This is a genomic window from Flavobacterium sp. FlaQc-52 (assembly GCF_044007495.1).
Classification (GTDB): domain Bacteria; phylum Bacteroidota; class Bacteroidia; order Flavobacteriales; family Flavobacteriaceae; genus Flavobacterium; species Flavobacterium cupriresistens.
The window spans coordinates 628,271-643,375 of record NZ_JBIPCV010000001.1 but is presented as its reverse complement, the minus strand read 5'-3'; the positions used below and the strand labels follow the sequence as shown (position 1 = coordinate 643,375).

13 protein-coding genes are annotated in these 15,105 nt (G+C 34.6%); 9 read left to right on the top strand and 4 right to left on the bottom strand.

The window, feature by feature from the left end; all coding sequences use genetic code 11:
- Positions 1-102: 102 nt before the first annotated feature.
- Complete coding sequence (locus ACHRV5_RS02800; RefSeq protein ID WP_395425663.1) at positions 103-1,023, bottom strand: phytanoyl-CoA dioxygenase family protein; 921 nt, start codon at positions 1,021-1,023, stop codon at positions 103-105.
- Between the two features lie 380 nt (positions 1,024-1,403).
- Between ACHRV5_RS02800 and ACHRV5_RS02795 the strand changes: the two genes are divergently transcribed.
- The 3 genes from ACHRV5_RS02795 to ACHRV5_RS02785 all read left to right on the top strand — a co-directional run bounded on the left by ACHRV5_RS02795 (position 1,404) and on the right by ACHRV5_RS02785 (position 4,096).
- Complete coding sequence (locus tag ACHRV5_RS02795) at positions 1,404-1,820, top strand: DM13 domain-containing protein (RefSeq protein ID WP_395425662.1); 417 nt, start codon at positions 1,404-1,406, stop codon at positions 1,818-1,820.
- 17 nt (positions 1,821-1,837) lie between these two features.
- Positions 1,838-2,734, top strand: a complete 897-nt coding sequence (locus ACHRV5_RS02790; RefSeq protein WP_395425661.1) for a hypothetical protein — start codon at positions 1,838-1,840, stop codon at positions 2,732-2,734.
- Positions 2,735-2,827: 93 nt separating this feature from the next.
- The gene (locus ACHRV5_RS02785) at positions 2,828-4,096 is read left to right on the top strand and encodes a histidine-type phosphatase (RefSeq protein WP_395425660.1); all 1,269 of its coding nucleotides are present in this window, start codon (positions 2,828-2,830) and stop codon (positions 4,094-4,096) included.
- A 181-nt stretch (positions 4,097-4,277) separates the two neighbouring features.
- Here ACHRV5_RS02785 and ACHRV5_RS02780 read toward each other — a convergent pair whose 3' ends face one another.
- The 3 genes from ACHRV5_RS02780 to hxpB all read right to left on the bottom strand — a co-directional run bounded on the left by ACHRV5_RS02780 (position 4,278) and on the right by hxpB (position 8,119).
- Complete coding sequence (locus ACHRV5_RS02780; RefSeq protein WP_395425659.1) at positions 4,278-5,822, bottom strand: hypothetical protein; 1,545 nt, start codon at positions 5,820-5,822, stop codon at positions 4,278-4,280.
- Between the two features lie 442 nt (positions 5,823-6,264).
- Positions 6,265-7,002 carry a hypothetical protein gene (locus tag ACHRV5_RS02775; RefSeq protein WP_230002083.1) on the bottom strand — a complete coding sequence of 246 codons (738 nt, stop codon included), beginning with the start codon at positions 7,000-7,002 and terminating at the stop codon, positions 6,265-6,267.
- 442 nt (positions 7,003-7,444) lie between these two features.
- Entirely contained in the window at positions 7,445-8,119 is a 675-nt protein-coding gene (gene hxpB / locus ACHRV5_RS02770; protein WP_395425658.1) for a hexitol phosphatase HxpB, read from the bottom strand.
- A 287-nt stretch (positions 8,120-8,406) separates the two neighbouring features.
- Here hxpB and ACHRV5_RS02765 point away from each other — a divergent pair, with 287 nt between their 5' ends.
- The 6 genes from ACHRV5_RS02765 (at position 8,407) to ACHRV5_RS02740 (ending at position 14,886) form a co-directional block, all read left to right on the top strand.
- On the top strand, positions 8,407-9,264 hold the full coding sequence (locus tag ACHRV5_RS02765) for a S1 RNA-binding domain-containing protein (protein ID WP_047777419.1): 858 nt from the start codon (positions 8,407-8,409) through the stop codon (positions 9,262-9,264).
- 1,098 nt (positions 9,265-10,362) lie between these two features.
- Positions 10,363-11,196, top strand: coding sequence for a 1,4-dihydroxy-2-naphthoyl-CoA synthase (locus ACHRV5_RS02760; protein WP_035681238.1), 834 nt, complete (start codon positions 10,363-10,365; stop codon positions 11,194-11,196).
- A gap of 207 nt (positions 11,197-11,403) precedes the next feature.
- Entirely contained in the window at positions 11,404-12,366 is a 963-nt protein-coding gene (gene menA / locus ACHRV5_RS02755) for a 1,4-dihydroxy-2-naphthoate octaprenyltransferase (RefSeq protein ID WP_047777421.1), read from the top strand.
- Between the two features lie 28 nt (positions 12,367-12,394).
- Positions 12,395-13,072 carry a metal-dependent hydrolase gene (locus ACHRV5_RS02750; RefSeq protein ID WP_047777423.1) on the top strand — a complete coding sequence of 226 codons (678 nt, stop codon included), beginning with the start codon at positions 12,395-12,397 and terminating at the stop codon, positions 13,070-13,072.
- Positions 13,073-13,151: 79 nt separating this feature from the next.
- Positions 13,152-13,676, top strand: coding sequence for a DUF2199 domain-containing protein (locus tag ACHRV5_RS02745; protein WP_395425657.1), 525 nt, complete (start codon positions 13,152-13,154; stop codon positions 13,674-13,676).
- A gap of 4 nt (positions 13,677-13,680) precedes the next feature.
- Positions 13,681-14,886, top strand: a complete 1,206-nt coding sequence (locus tag ACHRV5_RS02740; RefSeq protein WP_395425838.1) for a tetratricopeptide repeat protein — start codon at positions 13,681-13,683, stop codon at positions 14,884-14,886.
- Positions 14,887-15,105 lie beyond the last annotated feature (219 nt).

Sequence of the window (15,105 nt, the reverse complement as noted above, 5' to 3'; positions counted from 1 at the left end):
AAAAAGGAGAAGTGACAGACAAATAATAGGGAAGTGATTCTTGCATTTTAATCGAAAGGCTATCTATTGAGATCATTGTTTTTTAAGGTTGGAGTATAAAAATCAAACCCATTCTTCAAGTGTGACAAAATCATCAGGCAGATAAGTGAGATATTGTACCATTCTGGGACTTTTTCCTTTGTTTGGTGTAGCACAGTGCGGCAAAGTATTGTTCCAGATAATAAAATCGCCGGCATCGCCGAGTATGGGTTTTGGTAGCAAAGTTTTAAGTGCCATTTCTCTTGGGTTTTCACCGGATTCAAGGGCATTCAGCCAGTTATTTATATGGTTATGAAACTCCGGCACACAATGAAAGGCACCATCATCGGCACCACAATCGGTGAGATAAAGCAGTCCCTGAAGTCCAAACGGAATGGGTTGTTTTAAATTAGTATCCCAATGAAGAGGACTTCCGATAAAAGTAAAATCTTCGGTCTCAGGAGGGTTAAAACTTACTTTATCAATGGTTTTGTATATTTTGGTTGTATTATAAAGTTGTTCGTAAGCCTTTTTAATTCTTGGAGACAATCGATTCCTATTTAATGTTTCGTGATCCGAGAAATTAAGCATTAGTCCCTTTTGATTCTCATGCCTTTTGTACCAGGTTTCTTTAGTATCCGGGTCCATTTTTAAAAAATCCCAAATAGCCTGCTGCGTAGCTTCACAATCCTTTTTTGAAATGGCATTTTTTACAATGACGTAACCATTTTTGTTCCAAAACTGCAGATCTTCATCTGAAAGTACTTTGGCTGACAAGTCCTCAAACTCGGAATTTTCGTTTTTCCGATTGGTATTAATCCAAATTTTAAAAGTTTCGAAATCAGGTTTTTCAAAGTATAAAAACTGTAGTACATTTTCGATACTAATGCCTAGCTGGTATAAGGTTTTAATTTCATCATCCCAGGTTTGCTTAGTATTTGTAGCAGAAGAACCGGATGGATTTAAAGTGCGCTTCCATAGTTTTTCAAGAATAGTCCAAGGCATATTTTTTTAGCGTTTATGGTTTTGCAGATTTAAATTTACTTCGAATTTTAACCATTTTGAAATCTTATTTCACAGCACATAAATGAATTCTTCCTTTTAGGGTAAGATAGTTTTGATGCCGTAGTTGGATAAAGATTTTAGGCAGATCCAAAAATAGTTTTTTTTAAGTTTCCGATCTAAAGTATAAATACCTGTTTTATATGAAAGCAATGTAGCTTTATAGCGCTTTACGGCAAGTAAATTGACAAGTAGAAGTTTTTGTAAGTAACCGTTTGAGAGCAAAAACAATAATATTCTCTTCACTATCTTATCCCAAATGTAAGATAGGTGACAATCTCCTTTGTTTATAGTGTTTAATTTTGAAATATAAAGTATACGCTATGAAAAATACAATCTACCTATTGTTTCTAATTTCAGTATTGAGTTCCTGTGAATCAGAAGGAGAGCTCACCCGTAAACCGGTTGGCTCTGTAGAAATTCCGGTGACAGCTGTGGTTACTTCGTCAGGAAATTTTGCTCCCACATCAGGTCATTCCGTTTCCGGAAGCGCTAAAATTTATAGCGATGGTACACATCGCAATTTAGCTCTCGAGAATTTCACGGTCACAAACGGTCCTGACTTAAAAGTTTATCTTTCTAAAAGTAGTTCCCCAGTTAATTTTGTCAATTTGGGATCTCTTGGGAATGGTACTAATCAAGCCTTTAGAATTCCGGACAATGTCGATCTTTCCGTTTATCCCTATGTATTGATACACTGTCAGCAGTTCAACCACCTTTTTGCCTTTGCAAAACTTTAACTAAACCTACTATTATTATGAAATCAAAAAAAATCTATTTAATTGTTTGTATGTTTTTTTACGTAGGTATAAAAGCGCAAGGCTGTAGTGATGCGGGAGTTTGCAGCATAAACAATACGTATGCAACCGATAGTATTGCAAAAAATGCGATCGAAATTAGCACTGTGTTTGGTGCAGGAGAATCAGATGTAACTTATATTTCACCTTATGTTTCTTATACGCGTAATTTTAATAAAAGATGGTCAGGAAGCGCTAAGATCACTTCCTCTTTTGCCAGCGGGAGTTTTGGAGACAGAGGTTCTATAGGTGATGCATTTTTAACAGCACATTACAAAACACGATCCAATAAAGTATACAAATGGAGTTATACAGCAGGGCTAAAGATCCCGTTTAACAGCTCCAATCTTAAAATAAACGATCATCCGCTTCCGTTGGATTATCAGAGTAGTTTGGGGACGTTTGATTTTATAGGAAGCGTCAATCTTACGTATAAAAAACTGGATTTTATCTCAGCGCTGCAATTGCCTGTGATTAATATTAATGCAAATTCATACATAGCAGAATATTCCGGAACAACCGATTTTCCGACTACAAATCTTTTTGAACGTAGACCCGATGTGCTTTTTCGTACTACTTATACTATTGAAACAAGAAATTCTAAGTTTAGTTTCAAACCCAATGTGTTGTTTATTTATCATTTAGGTGAAGATACCTACGAAGATATTTACGGGACAAGACAGGCAATAAAAGGATCCGAAGGCCTTACTATTAACGGAAATCTTATCTCTGCCTATTCGTTTAAAGGAGGAAGTTTGGAACTCTCCTTAGCTACGCCATTTGTAGTCAGAGACGCAAGACCTGATGGTTTGACAAGAAAATACACGATAGGGATAGGGTACAAAACAACATTCTAAAAGTGGAATAGGGAAGGGTAATTTATATTCTAAAGGCCAGCAGCGATTTTCTGATATTTAGAATATATTTGCCTTGCAGTAACCGAAACCAAAATGAAGAAAATCTACTTAGCGCTATTAATTGCAATTACCAATTTATCTGTTGTTTTAGGACAATCAATCCAACAAGAACTGTCTGACACTCCCGAGAAAACAGCCGGAGTTAATTATGCCTATCCTACCAAAGATAATGTAACCACCACGGCTGTACCAAAAGGATATCAAGCCTTTTACATAAGCCATTTTGGACGTCATGGATCTCGTTATTTGACAAGTGATGCAGAATATAAAGAGGTATTAGATTTGCTTGAAGAAGCTAATAAAAACAATGCGCTGACAAGTCTGGGTAACGATGCCCTAAAGCGATTACAGCAACTTTGGAAAGAGGTTGAATTTCGCGGAGGAGATCTTGCGCCTTTGGGACAGAAAGAGCAAAGAGGCATTGCAGAACGCATGTACAAACAATACCCAAAAGTGTTTGTTAAGGATGCTCAAATAGAGGCCAGCGCTACAACAGTAGTGCGTGTTGTACTCAGTATGGATGCATTCTGCGAAAGACTTAAAGAAATTAATCCCGACCTGAAAATTGACCGAAATGCCGGTATAAAGTGGCAACGTTATCTCAACTACAACACTCCCGAAGCAACTGCTTTTAAAGCCGCCAAAGATACCTGGAAAAAAGAATACCAGGAATTTGAAGACAAACACATCCATCCCGATCGTTTGGTTAAGTCGCTATTTTCGAATGCCGATTATGTAGCAAAAAAAGTAGATACAAGTGCTCTTATGAAAAAACTATTCGCCATAGCAGGAGGAATGCAAAATGTAGAAACAAAACTGACTTTCTATGATCTGTTTGAAAAAGAAGAGCTTTTTGATTTGTGGCAAACGACAAATTACCGTCAATATGTGAGTGATGCCAATGCTGTAGTCAACAACGGAATCATGTTTGAAAATCAAAAGCCAACCTTGAAAAACATCATAGAAAGTGCCAATACGATGATTACATCTAAAGGCAAAGGCGCTACACTTCGTTTTGCACACGATGGTAATTTAATCACACTGGCAATGCTTCTTCATTTAGACGGAAGTTATAACAGTGTCTCTGATCCCGCTACTTTTTACGAAGCATGGAATAATTTCAGAATTGCTCCCATGGCCGGAAACATACAAATGGTGTTTTTCCGCAAACGAAAATCTGACGATATATTAGTCAAATTTTTTCTTCATGAAAAAGAAATCCTTGTTCCGACTATAAAGACAGACAAAGCTCCTTATTACCATTGGAAGGATGTAGAAGCGTATTATAAAGGACTTTTATAGAGGAAAAACTGCCACATATTTAAAAGATTAAAAGGATTAAATAATCTGTGCAAATCTTTTTAATCTGTGGCAAAAAAAACATTTCGTGATAATTCGTGAAATTCGTGGCAAAAGATCAAAAAAACTAACGGCCAAATTCATAATCGAATTTGGCCGTTGGTTTTAGTCAAAAATTAAACTTCTAATTATCACAAAAAGAACCTATTTGTTGCAAGTGTCTTTCTGTTTGGTATTTATTAAAGTTGTCCCATTTTGGAGGAGAACTTGTTTTTTGTCCGTACATCGCATCCAGACAAACATTGTTGTCTTTGTATTTATCATGTAAAACAGCAAGAATCTTAAAGAAAAATTCATCTAATAAAACAATAGCTTCAAATTCAGCTTTTAATGTATTGTAATTGCTGTCTGATGGGTTTAGTAGTTGTAATAAGTCTAAAATTTCTTTCTTTTCTTCCTCATTGATTTCAGTCAAATAACCCATTTTTAAAGTTTTAAAAACTAGATTGTTCCAGGCTTTACTGTCGTGTCCCCACTGTACATCAGGCAGGTTTAAAGAATGCTCACAAATTAAAATAATAGAAAAAAGAACATCATCCAGGTATTTTGCCGGAAACTCGTCAAAACTTCTGAACTCAAAACCACTTTGATACATTTTTTCCTGATTAAAATCAAGCCCCACTTCAGAAAGCATTTCGTACTCCATTTCTGCTTCAATCTGATCACGCCACCAGATGTTTTCTTCCTTTTCAAACTTTAGCAGTTTTCTGAAATCATCTACATTAAAGGTTAGAATTTTACCTTTAGGCATCGATTTATTATAAGTTCCAACGCCTATGTAACGAGACATCGCATTTCTCATAGAGCCTAAAGTGAACTTTTTATCCAAACCGTATTTGTCACTTATCACCCCCATAATGTCGGGACTACCAAGTGTTGCTATAAAAAACGGCTCAAACCATTGCAGTAAATAGATGGCATTACCATGTGTTTTTTCAAAATCAGTATAATCTGTAATCCTGCTGTCTTCTGTCAGAGTTGGCAAAGTAATATGAAAATGATACGTTCCATTATTAAACAAAACCAGGTTTTCCTGATTGGTCATAAACATGTTAAGACCATTGTTATAATCCGGAAAATTTAGTTTTCCTTTTAAAACAGAAGATTCATTGATTTTATCGATAAACAACTTTTTAGTTGCTTTTAGTTCTTTGCAGGAATCAACCACAGTTCGATTTTCAAAATATTTAGTCACAAATTCGATAGAATCGCCATCAAAGTGAACAGAACCCATCGTTTTGTTTCTTTGGCTGATCATACTTTGAATGTTGTAAGGCTGTGCTTCAAGGAAAAGCTCCATAATTGATTTCCCAAGATAATCTGGATTCTCAAGAGGTTGAGCGGTAACGGCATCCGTTTCTTCTGCATCAGCAAGTGCTTTTACAGTCGATAATGTTTTGTGCTGATAGTTTATATCCAGTTTTTCCAGTGAATGACTGTTGATCATTCGGCTTACTTTGTAATTTTCAGTTATACCAAAAGCTTTCTTTAGAACAGGAGTAAGGCTTTCCGGTTTATAACATTTTCTATAGTCAATACTGTATTTCTCAAAGCCAATCTTTTCTTGTATAAATTCACCAGTAACTATTAGGGATTCTTCAAATTGCATGTAGGTTTCGTTTTCTAATCCTATTCCCCAATAATATTTTTTTGTCTGATTGTCTTTCATTTATACTAATTGTCTTTTTTTATGGTTAATTATATTTTTAAAGCATTGTCTTTTATTCGAAAAATAAGATTCAAATCAATTTAAAATCAGGCACAAGAAGTCTTTTAACGGATTAAACACAGTTGTAATATCCATTAAAAAAGTTATGTCTTACTTTTAAAATTATAGAATTATATTTTTTAGTCTTAGAAATTTCACACCTGTATCGACTGAAAGACTGATAAAAAAGTAAAATTTTATAATGAGGTTATAAAATCACTACCGTTATTAATCACTTTTATATCAATAATTTAGACAGATGAATAGCAATATTGCAACTTTGGCTATTCTTATTTTTTCCAAGTTGCGAAAGTAGTTCTTTATTTTGTTATTTCCAAGTAGTTAACCCATTGATAATCAATAAATTTTTAGCAGTTTGTATAACGAAGTTGATTATTTTCGGCTAAGGGTGGTAATAAAGCACATAAGAGGAGTATAATTCATCGTTCCACCAATCTTTTCTAACCTCCGAAAAGTAGTTGTAATTTAGCTTTCCTGCCTGTGATTGTAGTGGATAAACGACTACGCCATTCTCACGATACGCTTTGTGCAGAGCGGTTTCAGGAACAACGGGAACAATATGTCCCGAAAGCCCTTTTTCTCTTCTTTTAGCGCAAATGATTCCAATTCCACCGTTGGCGTTTACTTTATTCTGAATTTCATCGACTGTAGCTATTTGCTCCCACCCAAAATCGCCACCCCATTCAGGGAACCAATCGTGTAGAGCGCTGGAATAAATGCGATCAACAGTTTCTTCAAAAACAGCTTCAACATCCTGTCCCTGTTCTAATTTTTCCAGAGATTCGGCTGTCCACCAAACCGTTGGAAGATATACTTTACTAAAATAGCAATAATCATAAGAGTATACATTACAGTAAGTATCTTCTTCTGTTCTTTGGTATCTAAGATTAGTTTCGACATCCAACTTATCAATTAATCGGATAATACTTTCTTTTTTGCTGGCAGTATCAGTCAGATCTCTAAAAAGTATGCTGGAATCGCTAATAGGTGTTTCCTTCATTTCCATAGAATCCAATTGAGATTCCGGATTAGGCAACAAATCTGCTTTTTTAATCTTTTTGTTCGATATTGTATTGGTATCCAAAGATATCGGTGCTATTGGTACGGTATTATTTTCCATCTTAACTGCTTATAATTGATCGGCCAAACGTTGCGGGATTTCATTATTCGGGCAACATTATTCGGTTGGCTAAAAAGTAAATATAATAATTTTAAACTTTATCAGGGTATTATAAAGAAATAAGGTGCCATAGGAGGTAAGATTAACATTTAACGCGTTGATGTAACTAGTTTTAACACATAGTGACATAGTTATAAAATTACGGAAAACCTGTGTTTTTATTTAGTAAATCACATTTATTGATGTTTTAGTGTTAACCCTTTGACAGCAATTATTTTTAACAGATAAAAACATAGGTTTAAGTTTATTAAGTTAAGATAGCCCAAGAAAATCATTTTTATTCAACATAGTTCTATTGTGTCTTATTTAGAGTGAAACACTCTTTTTTTTAGTTTCAAAAACTATGTCTCTATGTGTTAAAAAATTATTCCAACAGAAATGCTCACAAAAAACAATAAAGTCTTTCTTTTTTCTGAAGTTCAAGATTAAAGTTTTCTATAATATAATCAGCAAGACTTGTGTCGACTCCGTTGGTTGTGTTGTTAGTAAAAGCCGCAACCCGCATACCGGCACTTTTTGCTGCTCTCATTCCGGAGTAAGAATCTTCGATTGCGATACAGTCGTTTGGAGCGACACCAAGTTTTCTCGAAGCAGTTAGGTATACTGCAGGATCCGGTTTTCCATTTTCTTCATCATCCGAAGAAGAAACAGAATCAAATAATGGTGTTAGGTTTAGTTTTTCCAGTACAATTGGTATAATACTGTATGGAGAATTGGTAGCCAGCCCGATCTTAAAACCTTCCGCTCGAAGTGATTCAATATACGTTTTTATACCTGAAATACCCAAGCCTTCGTTTTTGATGAGCTCGGTTACTTTTGCTATCACCAATTGTTCCGTCGTTTCAAGACTGATATTTGTCCATGGAAATTTTGTGTGCCAGAATTTAGCAACCTCGGCAGTGGTCATTGTTCTTGTAATTTCAGCCATTTCTTTTGTTACCGTAACCCCCAGTGAAGAAAATACTTCAAATTCAGCCTTTTGCCAAAGAGGTTCGGAGTCGATTAAGACACCGTCCATGTCAAAAATTACTGCTTTTATTTTATGTTTTTCTGCCATTTTTATGGTGAATATTTGAGAAAAATAGGGGTAAGTTGTACTGTTTTTGGATAAAAGAATTTTAATAAAGCCGTTGAATTATGCAAAGAAATACCATAGAAATCTAAGTTTGGGCCTATTAATTCTTTACGTTAAAATAGTACAATAAAGTTTTGTCAAATATAGGTTTTTGATTTTTCGATACGGAAGTTCTTTTTTATAAAATATTTTTTCTGCTTACCATTTTCAAACTTCGTACATTTGCGGCTTAGAAACTTGGCTGCTTATGAGCCCAGAACCTCAAGAATATGATTGAAATAGGAAAATACAATACACTTACCATACTACGTGATACCAAAGTTGGTTTATTTTTAGGGAATCCCGAAAAAGACCCTGAAGGAATACACGATATATTATTACCGAATAAATACGTTCCCAATGAATTTGAAATAGGTGAAGAACTTATTGTCTTTGTTTATTTGGATCATGAACAACGTCCTGTTGCCACTACACTCGAGCCTTATATTTTATTGAATGAATTTTCTCTTCTAAGAGTAAACTACATCAATCAGGTAGGTGCTTTTATGGACTGGGGAATGGAAAAAGACATCTTGGTTCCGTTTAAAGAACAAGCCCGTCCGATGGAAAAAGGAAAACGATACTTGGTTTATCTTTATATGGATGAAAAAACAAATCGTTTGGTGGCTTCAAGCAAAACGAATCAGTTTTTAAACAATGATTCTTTAACGGTTGAAAACGGAGAAGAAGTAGATTTGATCGTTTCGCACATTACCGAAATCGGAATCAATGTGATTATCAATGAAAAACACAAAGGATTGTTGTATAAAGACGAAGTATACGATGATGCGATCAGAACAGGTGACAGAATGCGCGGTTTTATTAAAAATATCCGTCCTGACAATAAAATTGATGTAGCCTTGCAAGTGCAGGGATATCAAAGCATCGAACCTAATGCAGATAAGATTCTGGACGAATTGCGAGCCAATCGTGGATTCTTGCGTCTGAATGACAACTCGCATCCGGAAGATATTAAAACTGTATTGAAAATGAGTAAAAAAACCTTCAAAAAGGCTATTGGAGCTTTGTACAAAGAGCAACTCATTGAAATTAAAGAAGACGGTATTTACCTGATAAAAGAGAGTTAAAACCTTACGTTTAAATTCCAAATAAAAAAATCCAAATCCCAATACTATTATAGGGGATTTGGATTTTTTTTGTTCTGAACGAATTGATTAAAAGACCTATTTCTTGCAACCCTGTCATTTCGACGAAGGAGAAATCACACGCGCAAATCACCAAAGATTGGCGATTTTCTATACGGAATTTTTGGTGTGATTTCTCCTTCGTTGTTTAGGCTCGTATGGCTAGAGAATGAAAAGTTATTTTTTAGATTTTAGAGAATAGTGATTAGAGGAATGTTATTTCTCGCAAAGACGCTGAGTCGCAAAGTTAAAAAAAAACAGAAGAAAAACATGGCGACTCTGCGACTCTGCGAGATTTTCACTTCTCCAAAAGTTTTTGTACTTGATCAAATACTGGTAACAAGAAAGGCTACTCATTACAAGTAGCCTTTCTCTTTTTTATTCTAGTTTTAAAAAAAATTGTAATTAAAAAAAAACAGAAATAAAATAATTCGAATCCATTAAAAAAATAATAGCTTTAAAAATTTTAGAAATTACTTCTTTATATGGGTATGTCTTTAAACAATTGATACATTCATTTTAAAAGCAAAAAATCAAATTCACGGCTAAGCCATTGGTTGTATAGAATAACTTTTGGAAAGTATTTAATTAGTATTTTTTCCTCTTTTCGTATTCATTTTTGTACTAACACGGATACATTTCCAGCATTTAACCTTAGGTGTTACTATTTCCTCCTTGAAGTTTTAACAAATGCATAAATCATTTGCTCATTAATTATTGGTTTACTAATAAAAACCGTAAAAAAATGAGCGACAAATTTTTTAAATTTTCTCAAAAAAAGTCATTTTTTAGGTTAATAAATCAGTGAAAGAAAATCAATCAAATAACAACAAAATAAAATGTATCTTGCTGATTATAAGGGTGTAAAATTACTTATTTTTTTTTAAAACAAATGTTAAATAGTGTTATTTTTTGTAGGGAAATACCAATTGTTAACATTTGGAGCCGGTTTTAGTAAACACCAAAAACCAAATAGAGTAGGTAAAAATGTAAAAATGGTTTATTTTTACACTATAAATTATTAAAATTAAACAAATAGAAATGGATTGGATCACTGCCAGAGAATTTGAAGATATAACCTATAAAAAATGTAATGGAGTTGCAAGAATTGCTTTCAACAGACCAAATGTTAGAAATGCTTTTCGTCCAAAGACAACTTCAGAATTATACCAGGCTTTTTACGATGCACAAGAAGATACTTCGATTGGAGTAGTGTTACTTTCTGCAGAAGGACCTTCGACTAAAGACGGAGTGTATTCTTTTTGCAGCGGAGGAGATCAGAATGCTCGTGGACACCAAGGGTATGTAGGAGAAGACGGTCAACACCGTTTGAATATTCTTGAAGTGCAGCGCTTAATCCGTTTTATGCCAAAAGTGGTTATTGCTGTTGTTCCGGGATGGGCAGTGGGTGGCGGACATAGCTTACATGTTGTTTGCGATATGACTTTGGCAAGTAAAGAGCATGCTATTTTCAAACAAACCGATGCCGATGTAACGAGTTTTGACGGTGGTTACGGATCTGCGTATCTTGCTAAAATGGTAGGTCAGAAAAAAGCACGTGAAATCTTCTTTTTAGGACGTAATTATTCTGCTCAAGAAGCAATGGATATGGGGATGGTAAATGCTGTCATTCCACATGACGAACTGGAAGATACCGCTTATGAGTGGGCACAGGAAATTCTTCAAAAATCACCGACTTCTATAAAAATGCTAAAATTTGCGATGAATCTAACGGACGACGGAATGGTTGGACAACAGGTTTTTGCAGGAGAAGCAACTCGTTTGGCGTATATGACAGAAGAGGCAAAAGAAGGAAGAAATGCATTTTTAGAAAAAAGAAAACCAAATTTTGGAGAAAACAAGTGGTTGCCATAATAAATTTTAGATTTCTGATTTTAGATTGTAGATTTTTTGAATCCAATAATCTAAAATCTACACTCTAAAATCTAAAGTAATAAAAAGTGGTTACCATAATACATTTTAGATTTCTGATTTTAGATTGTAGATTTTTTGAATCCATAATTTAAAATCAGAACCCAATAATCTAAAATCTACACTCTAAAATCTAAAATAAAAAAAAGAATGAAACATTGGATTGAAGCCGCAAGATTGCGCACGTTGCCATTATCAGTTTCGGGAATTATAGTTGGAAGTATTTACGCTTTATCCAACCCAACAGAAGCTATAAATACACCAACAGAAGTTTTTAGTTGGAAAATTTTAGGTTTTGCACTTCTAACAACGCTTGGTTTACAAGTTTTGTCCAATTTCGCAAACGATTATGGTGATGGAGTAAAAGGAACGGACAATGAAGACAGAGTAGGGCCCAAAAGAGCGATTCAGAGTGGTGTGATCACCCCTCAGGAAATGAAAAAAGCGATAATAATCACTTCGATTTTAACTTTATTATCTGCGATTACCTTAATTTATTTTGCTTTCGGGGAGTCGAATTTTGGTTATTCTATCTTTTTTCTTTTGCTTGGAGTTGCCGCTATCGTTTCGGCTATTCGTTATACAGTAGGAAATTCAGCCTATGGATATAAAGGTTTCGGAGATGTATTTGTTTTTGTCTTTTTCGGATTAGTAAGTACACTGGGCGTTAACTTTTTATATTCTAAAGAAGTTGATCCGCTTTTGATTCTGCCAGCCATTTCGATTGGTTTATTGAGTGTTGGAGTGTTAAACCTGAACAATATGCGTGACGAAGAATCAGATCGTAAATCGGGTAAAAACACGATTGTAGTTCAAATGGGGGGCAAAAAGGCAAAAAAATACCATTTCGCATTGATTGTTACAGCAATGATTTTAGTAGTCGTTTTTGCTATTTTAAGTGATTATAATTTTGATCAGTACCTGTTTTTATTGGCTTATATCCCCTTAACAAAACATTTGATTACGGTTGCCAAAAATCAAGAGCCTAAATTATTAGATCCGGAGTTAAAGAAATTAGCCTTGAGTACCTTTCTTCTTTCTTTGTTGTTAACGGTATGTATGATTTCTTTAATCTCAGACATTATTGTTAATCTTTTCTTAGGCGGAAGATAAAAGAAGTTCAACTTAAATTTTTATAAAAATGAAAATTACTTTTTACGGACACGCATCATTAGGAATTGAAGTTGGAGGAAAACATATTATTGTTGACCCTTATATAACAGCGAATCCACAAGCTTCTGATATTGATATAAACACATTAAAAGCAGATTATATATTGCTGACACATGCACATGGTGATCATGTTTTAGATGTTGAAGCTATTGCAAAGCGAACCAATGCCGTTATCGTTTCTAATGCGGAAATTGCAAATTATTATACCAAATTAGGTTTCACTGCTCACCCGATGAACCATGGCGGAAGCTGGAAGTTTGATTTCGGAAAAGTGAAATATGTAAATGCGATTCACTCAAGCTCTTTCCCAGACGGAAGTTATGGTGGAAATCCGGGAGGTTTTGTAATTGAAGGAGAACATAAAAACATCTATATCGCCGGAGACACAGCGCTTACAATGGACATGAAATTAATCCCGCTGCGAACCAAATTGGACTTAGCGATACTTCCAATTGGGAATAATTTTACGATGGATGTAGAAGATGCTATAATCGCATCAGACTTTGTAGAATGTGATAAAATCCTTGGTTACCATTTTGATACATTTGGTTATATCGAAATTGATCACGAAGAATCTATTCGTCAATTTTTTGACAAAGGCAAAGATTTAATGCTGCTTGAAATCGGAGAATCAATCGAATTGTAAAATTAAAATGCTACTCGTATTAGCGATTTTTCGAGGAATTAGAAATCAAATTGAAGCGTTTATTCAATTAAAATAATAAATGGATAGTACAAAATTTACTTGTGAATGTTGCGGAGAGCAGCATGAGGGTTGGCCGGCACTAACGTATATTTCGCCTGATGCCTATTCTCGTCTTTCTGAGGTTGATAAAGAAGAAATAGCGGTGATTGATGAAGACTTTTGTGTCATTAAATCTCCGGATCATGTAGGGAGATTTATTCGTTGTGTATTATTTCAGAAAGTAAATGATCATTGTGAAGATCTGGAGTATGGATTTTGGGTTTCTTTGAGTGAGAAAAGTTTTCAGGACTATCTTGATAATTTTGACAATGAAGAGCATGAAACAGAATATTTCGGATGGTTAAACAACGTTTTGCAAGACTATACTTTTTCAGAAAGTGTTCCAACAACCGTAGTCACTCAGAAAGGGAACTGCAGACCGGTAATTTTTCCACACAAAGATTACGATCACCCCTTTGTTAAAGATTTTTACGAAGGAATTACAAAAGCAGAGGCCGAAAAGCGAATTCAGAATATGATTAATACCAGTGAGCAAAATGCTTAAAATGATGACTAAAAATATAATACTGCTTTTCGTTTCTGTTTGTTCTTTTTGCAATATTTACGCTCAAAAAGACGGCTATTGGGATAAAGAGCGTGCAACTACAAAAGAATTTTTGGTTTCTGCCGGTGACCGAATGACGGTAAACACCGAAGATTTTCCTGTCGGTACAACTGAGATTGTCTATAGAATAACACTTTTAGACAAAAATCAGGAAATGGCCAGTAGCTTGGTTTCGGTGCTAAAAGCGATACCGGATCCTTACGGAATAGGACAGGGTTCAGCAGGAGCTGTTTTCTTGATGTCAAAAATCTCAGGAGATGATCAATGTACTTATTCGATTTTCACTTCGAGCGAAAAAGCAAAGAAGTATGTAAGTGACGGGAAAACCGATGCTGCTTGTTTTGCTCAGGTCGAACCGGTTAGCAAAGATGCAAAACGCCTGTCTTTGGACAAATCTTCTTGTTTAAAAGAAAATACGACTACAATCTGGTTTGGTTTTGAAAGTAAAAATTGGATTTTAAGTCAGAAAATCGTTTTAGAAGTCGTGCCTTGGGTAGATACAAAGCTCAATCGTGGCTGGAATCAGGATAATAAAAATGAAATTATCAGTTTGTGTAAAACATCCACAATGGCTCAGAAAATGGCCAATTCGGATGATTTTTGTGTTTGCATACTGAATAAAATAATGAAGCAATATCGTTATGCTGAATTTCAAAAGTTATTACCAATTGAAAGAACCAAAGTATACAAAGACTTTGGAGCGGCCTGTTACAATGATGCAGGAATCTCTAAAAATGTTTACAGTGATTTGCACAAACAGATTGCCACTTTGATCAAACAACAGAAGTACAACGAAGCCATTCCGAAATTGAATGGCATAATCAACGACGGAAAAGCAACCGCATTAGATTATGCTTCAATTGGGTATTGTTATATTTTAACCAAACAATACGCAAAAGCAATTAAGTTCCTGAAAGAAGGTGAAAAGTTAGACGACACAGAGTTAGCGGTAAAACTGAATCTGGCACACGTATACCTTTTAAGCGACGATTACAGTTCAGCTAAGTCTATCTACAAAAAATATCAAAATCAGAACGTAACAGACAGCTTAAGCTGGACAGATAAAGCAAAGCTGGATTTTACAACTTTCCAGAAAGCAGGCATTAAATCAGAAGATTACGAAAGAATTTTAAAGCTTTTGACTAATTAAATTTCACCATATAAGTAATATAAGAAAATATGAGTTAAGTTTTCCGCCAACAATTAAATGAACTTATATGACTTACATGGTTTAAAAAACACAAAGCGTTTAGCCAATTAAATTTCACCATATAAGTGATATAAGAAAATATAAGTTAGTTTTTTCGCGAACAATTAAATGAACTTACATGACTTACATGGTTAAAAAACACAAAGCGTTTAGCCAATT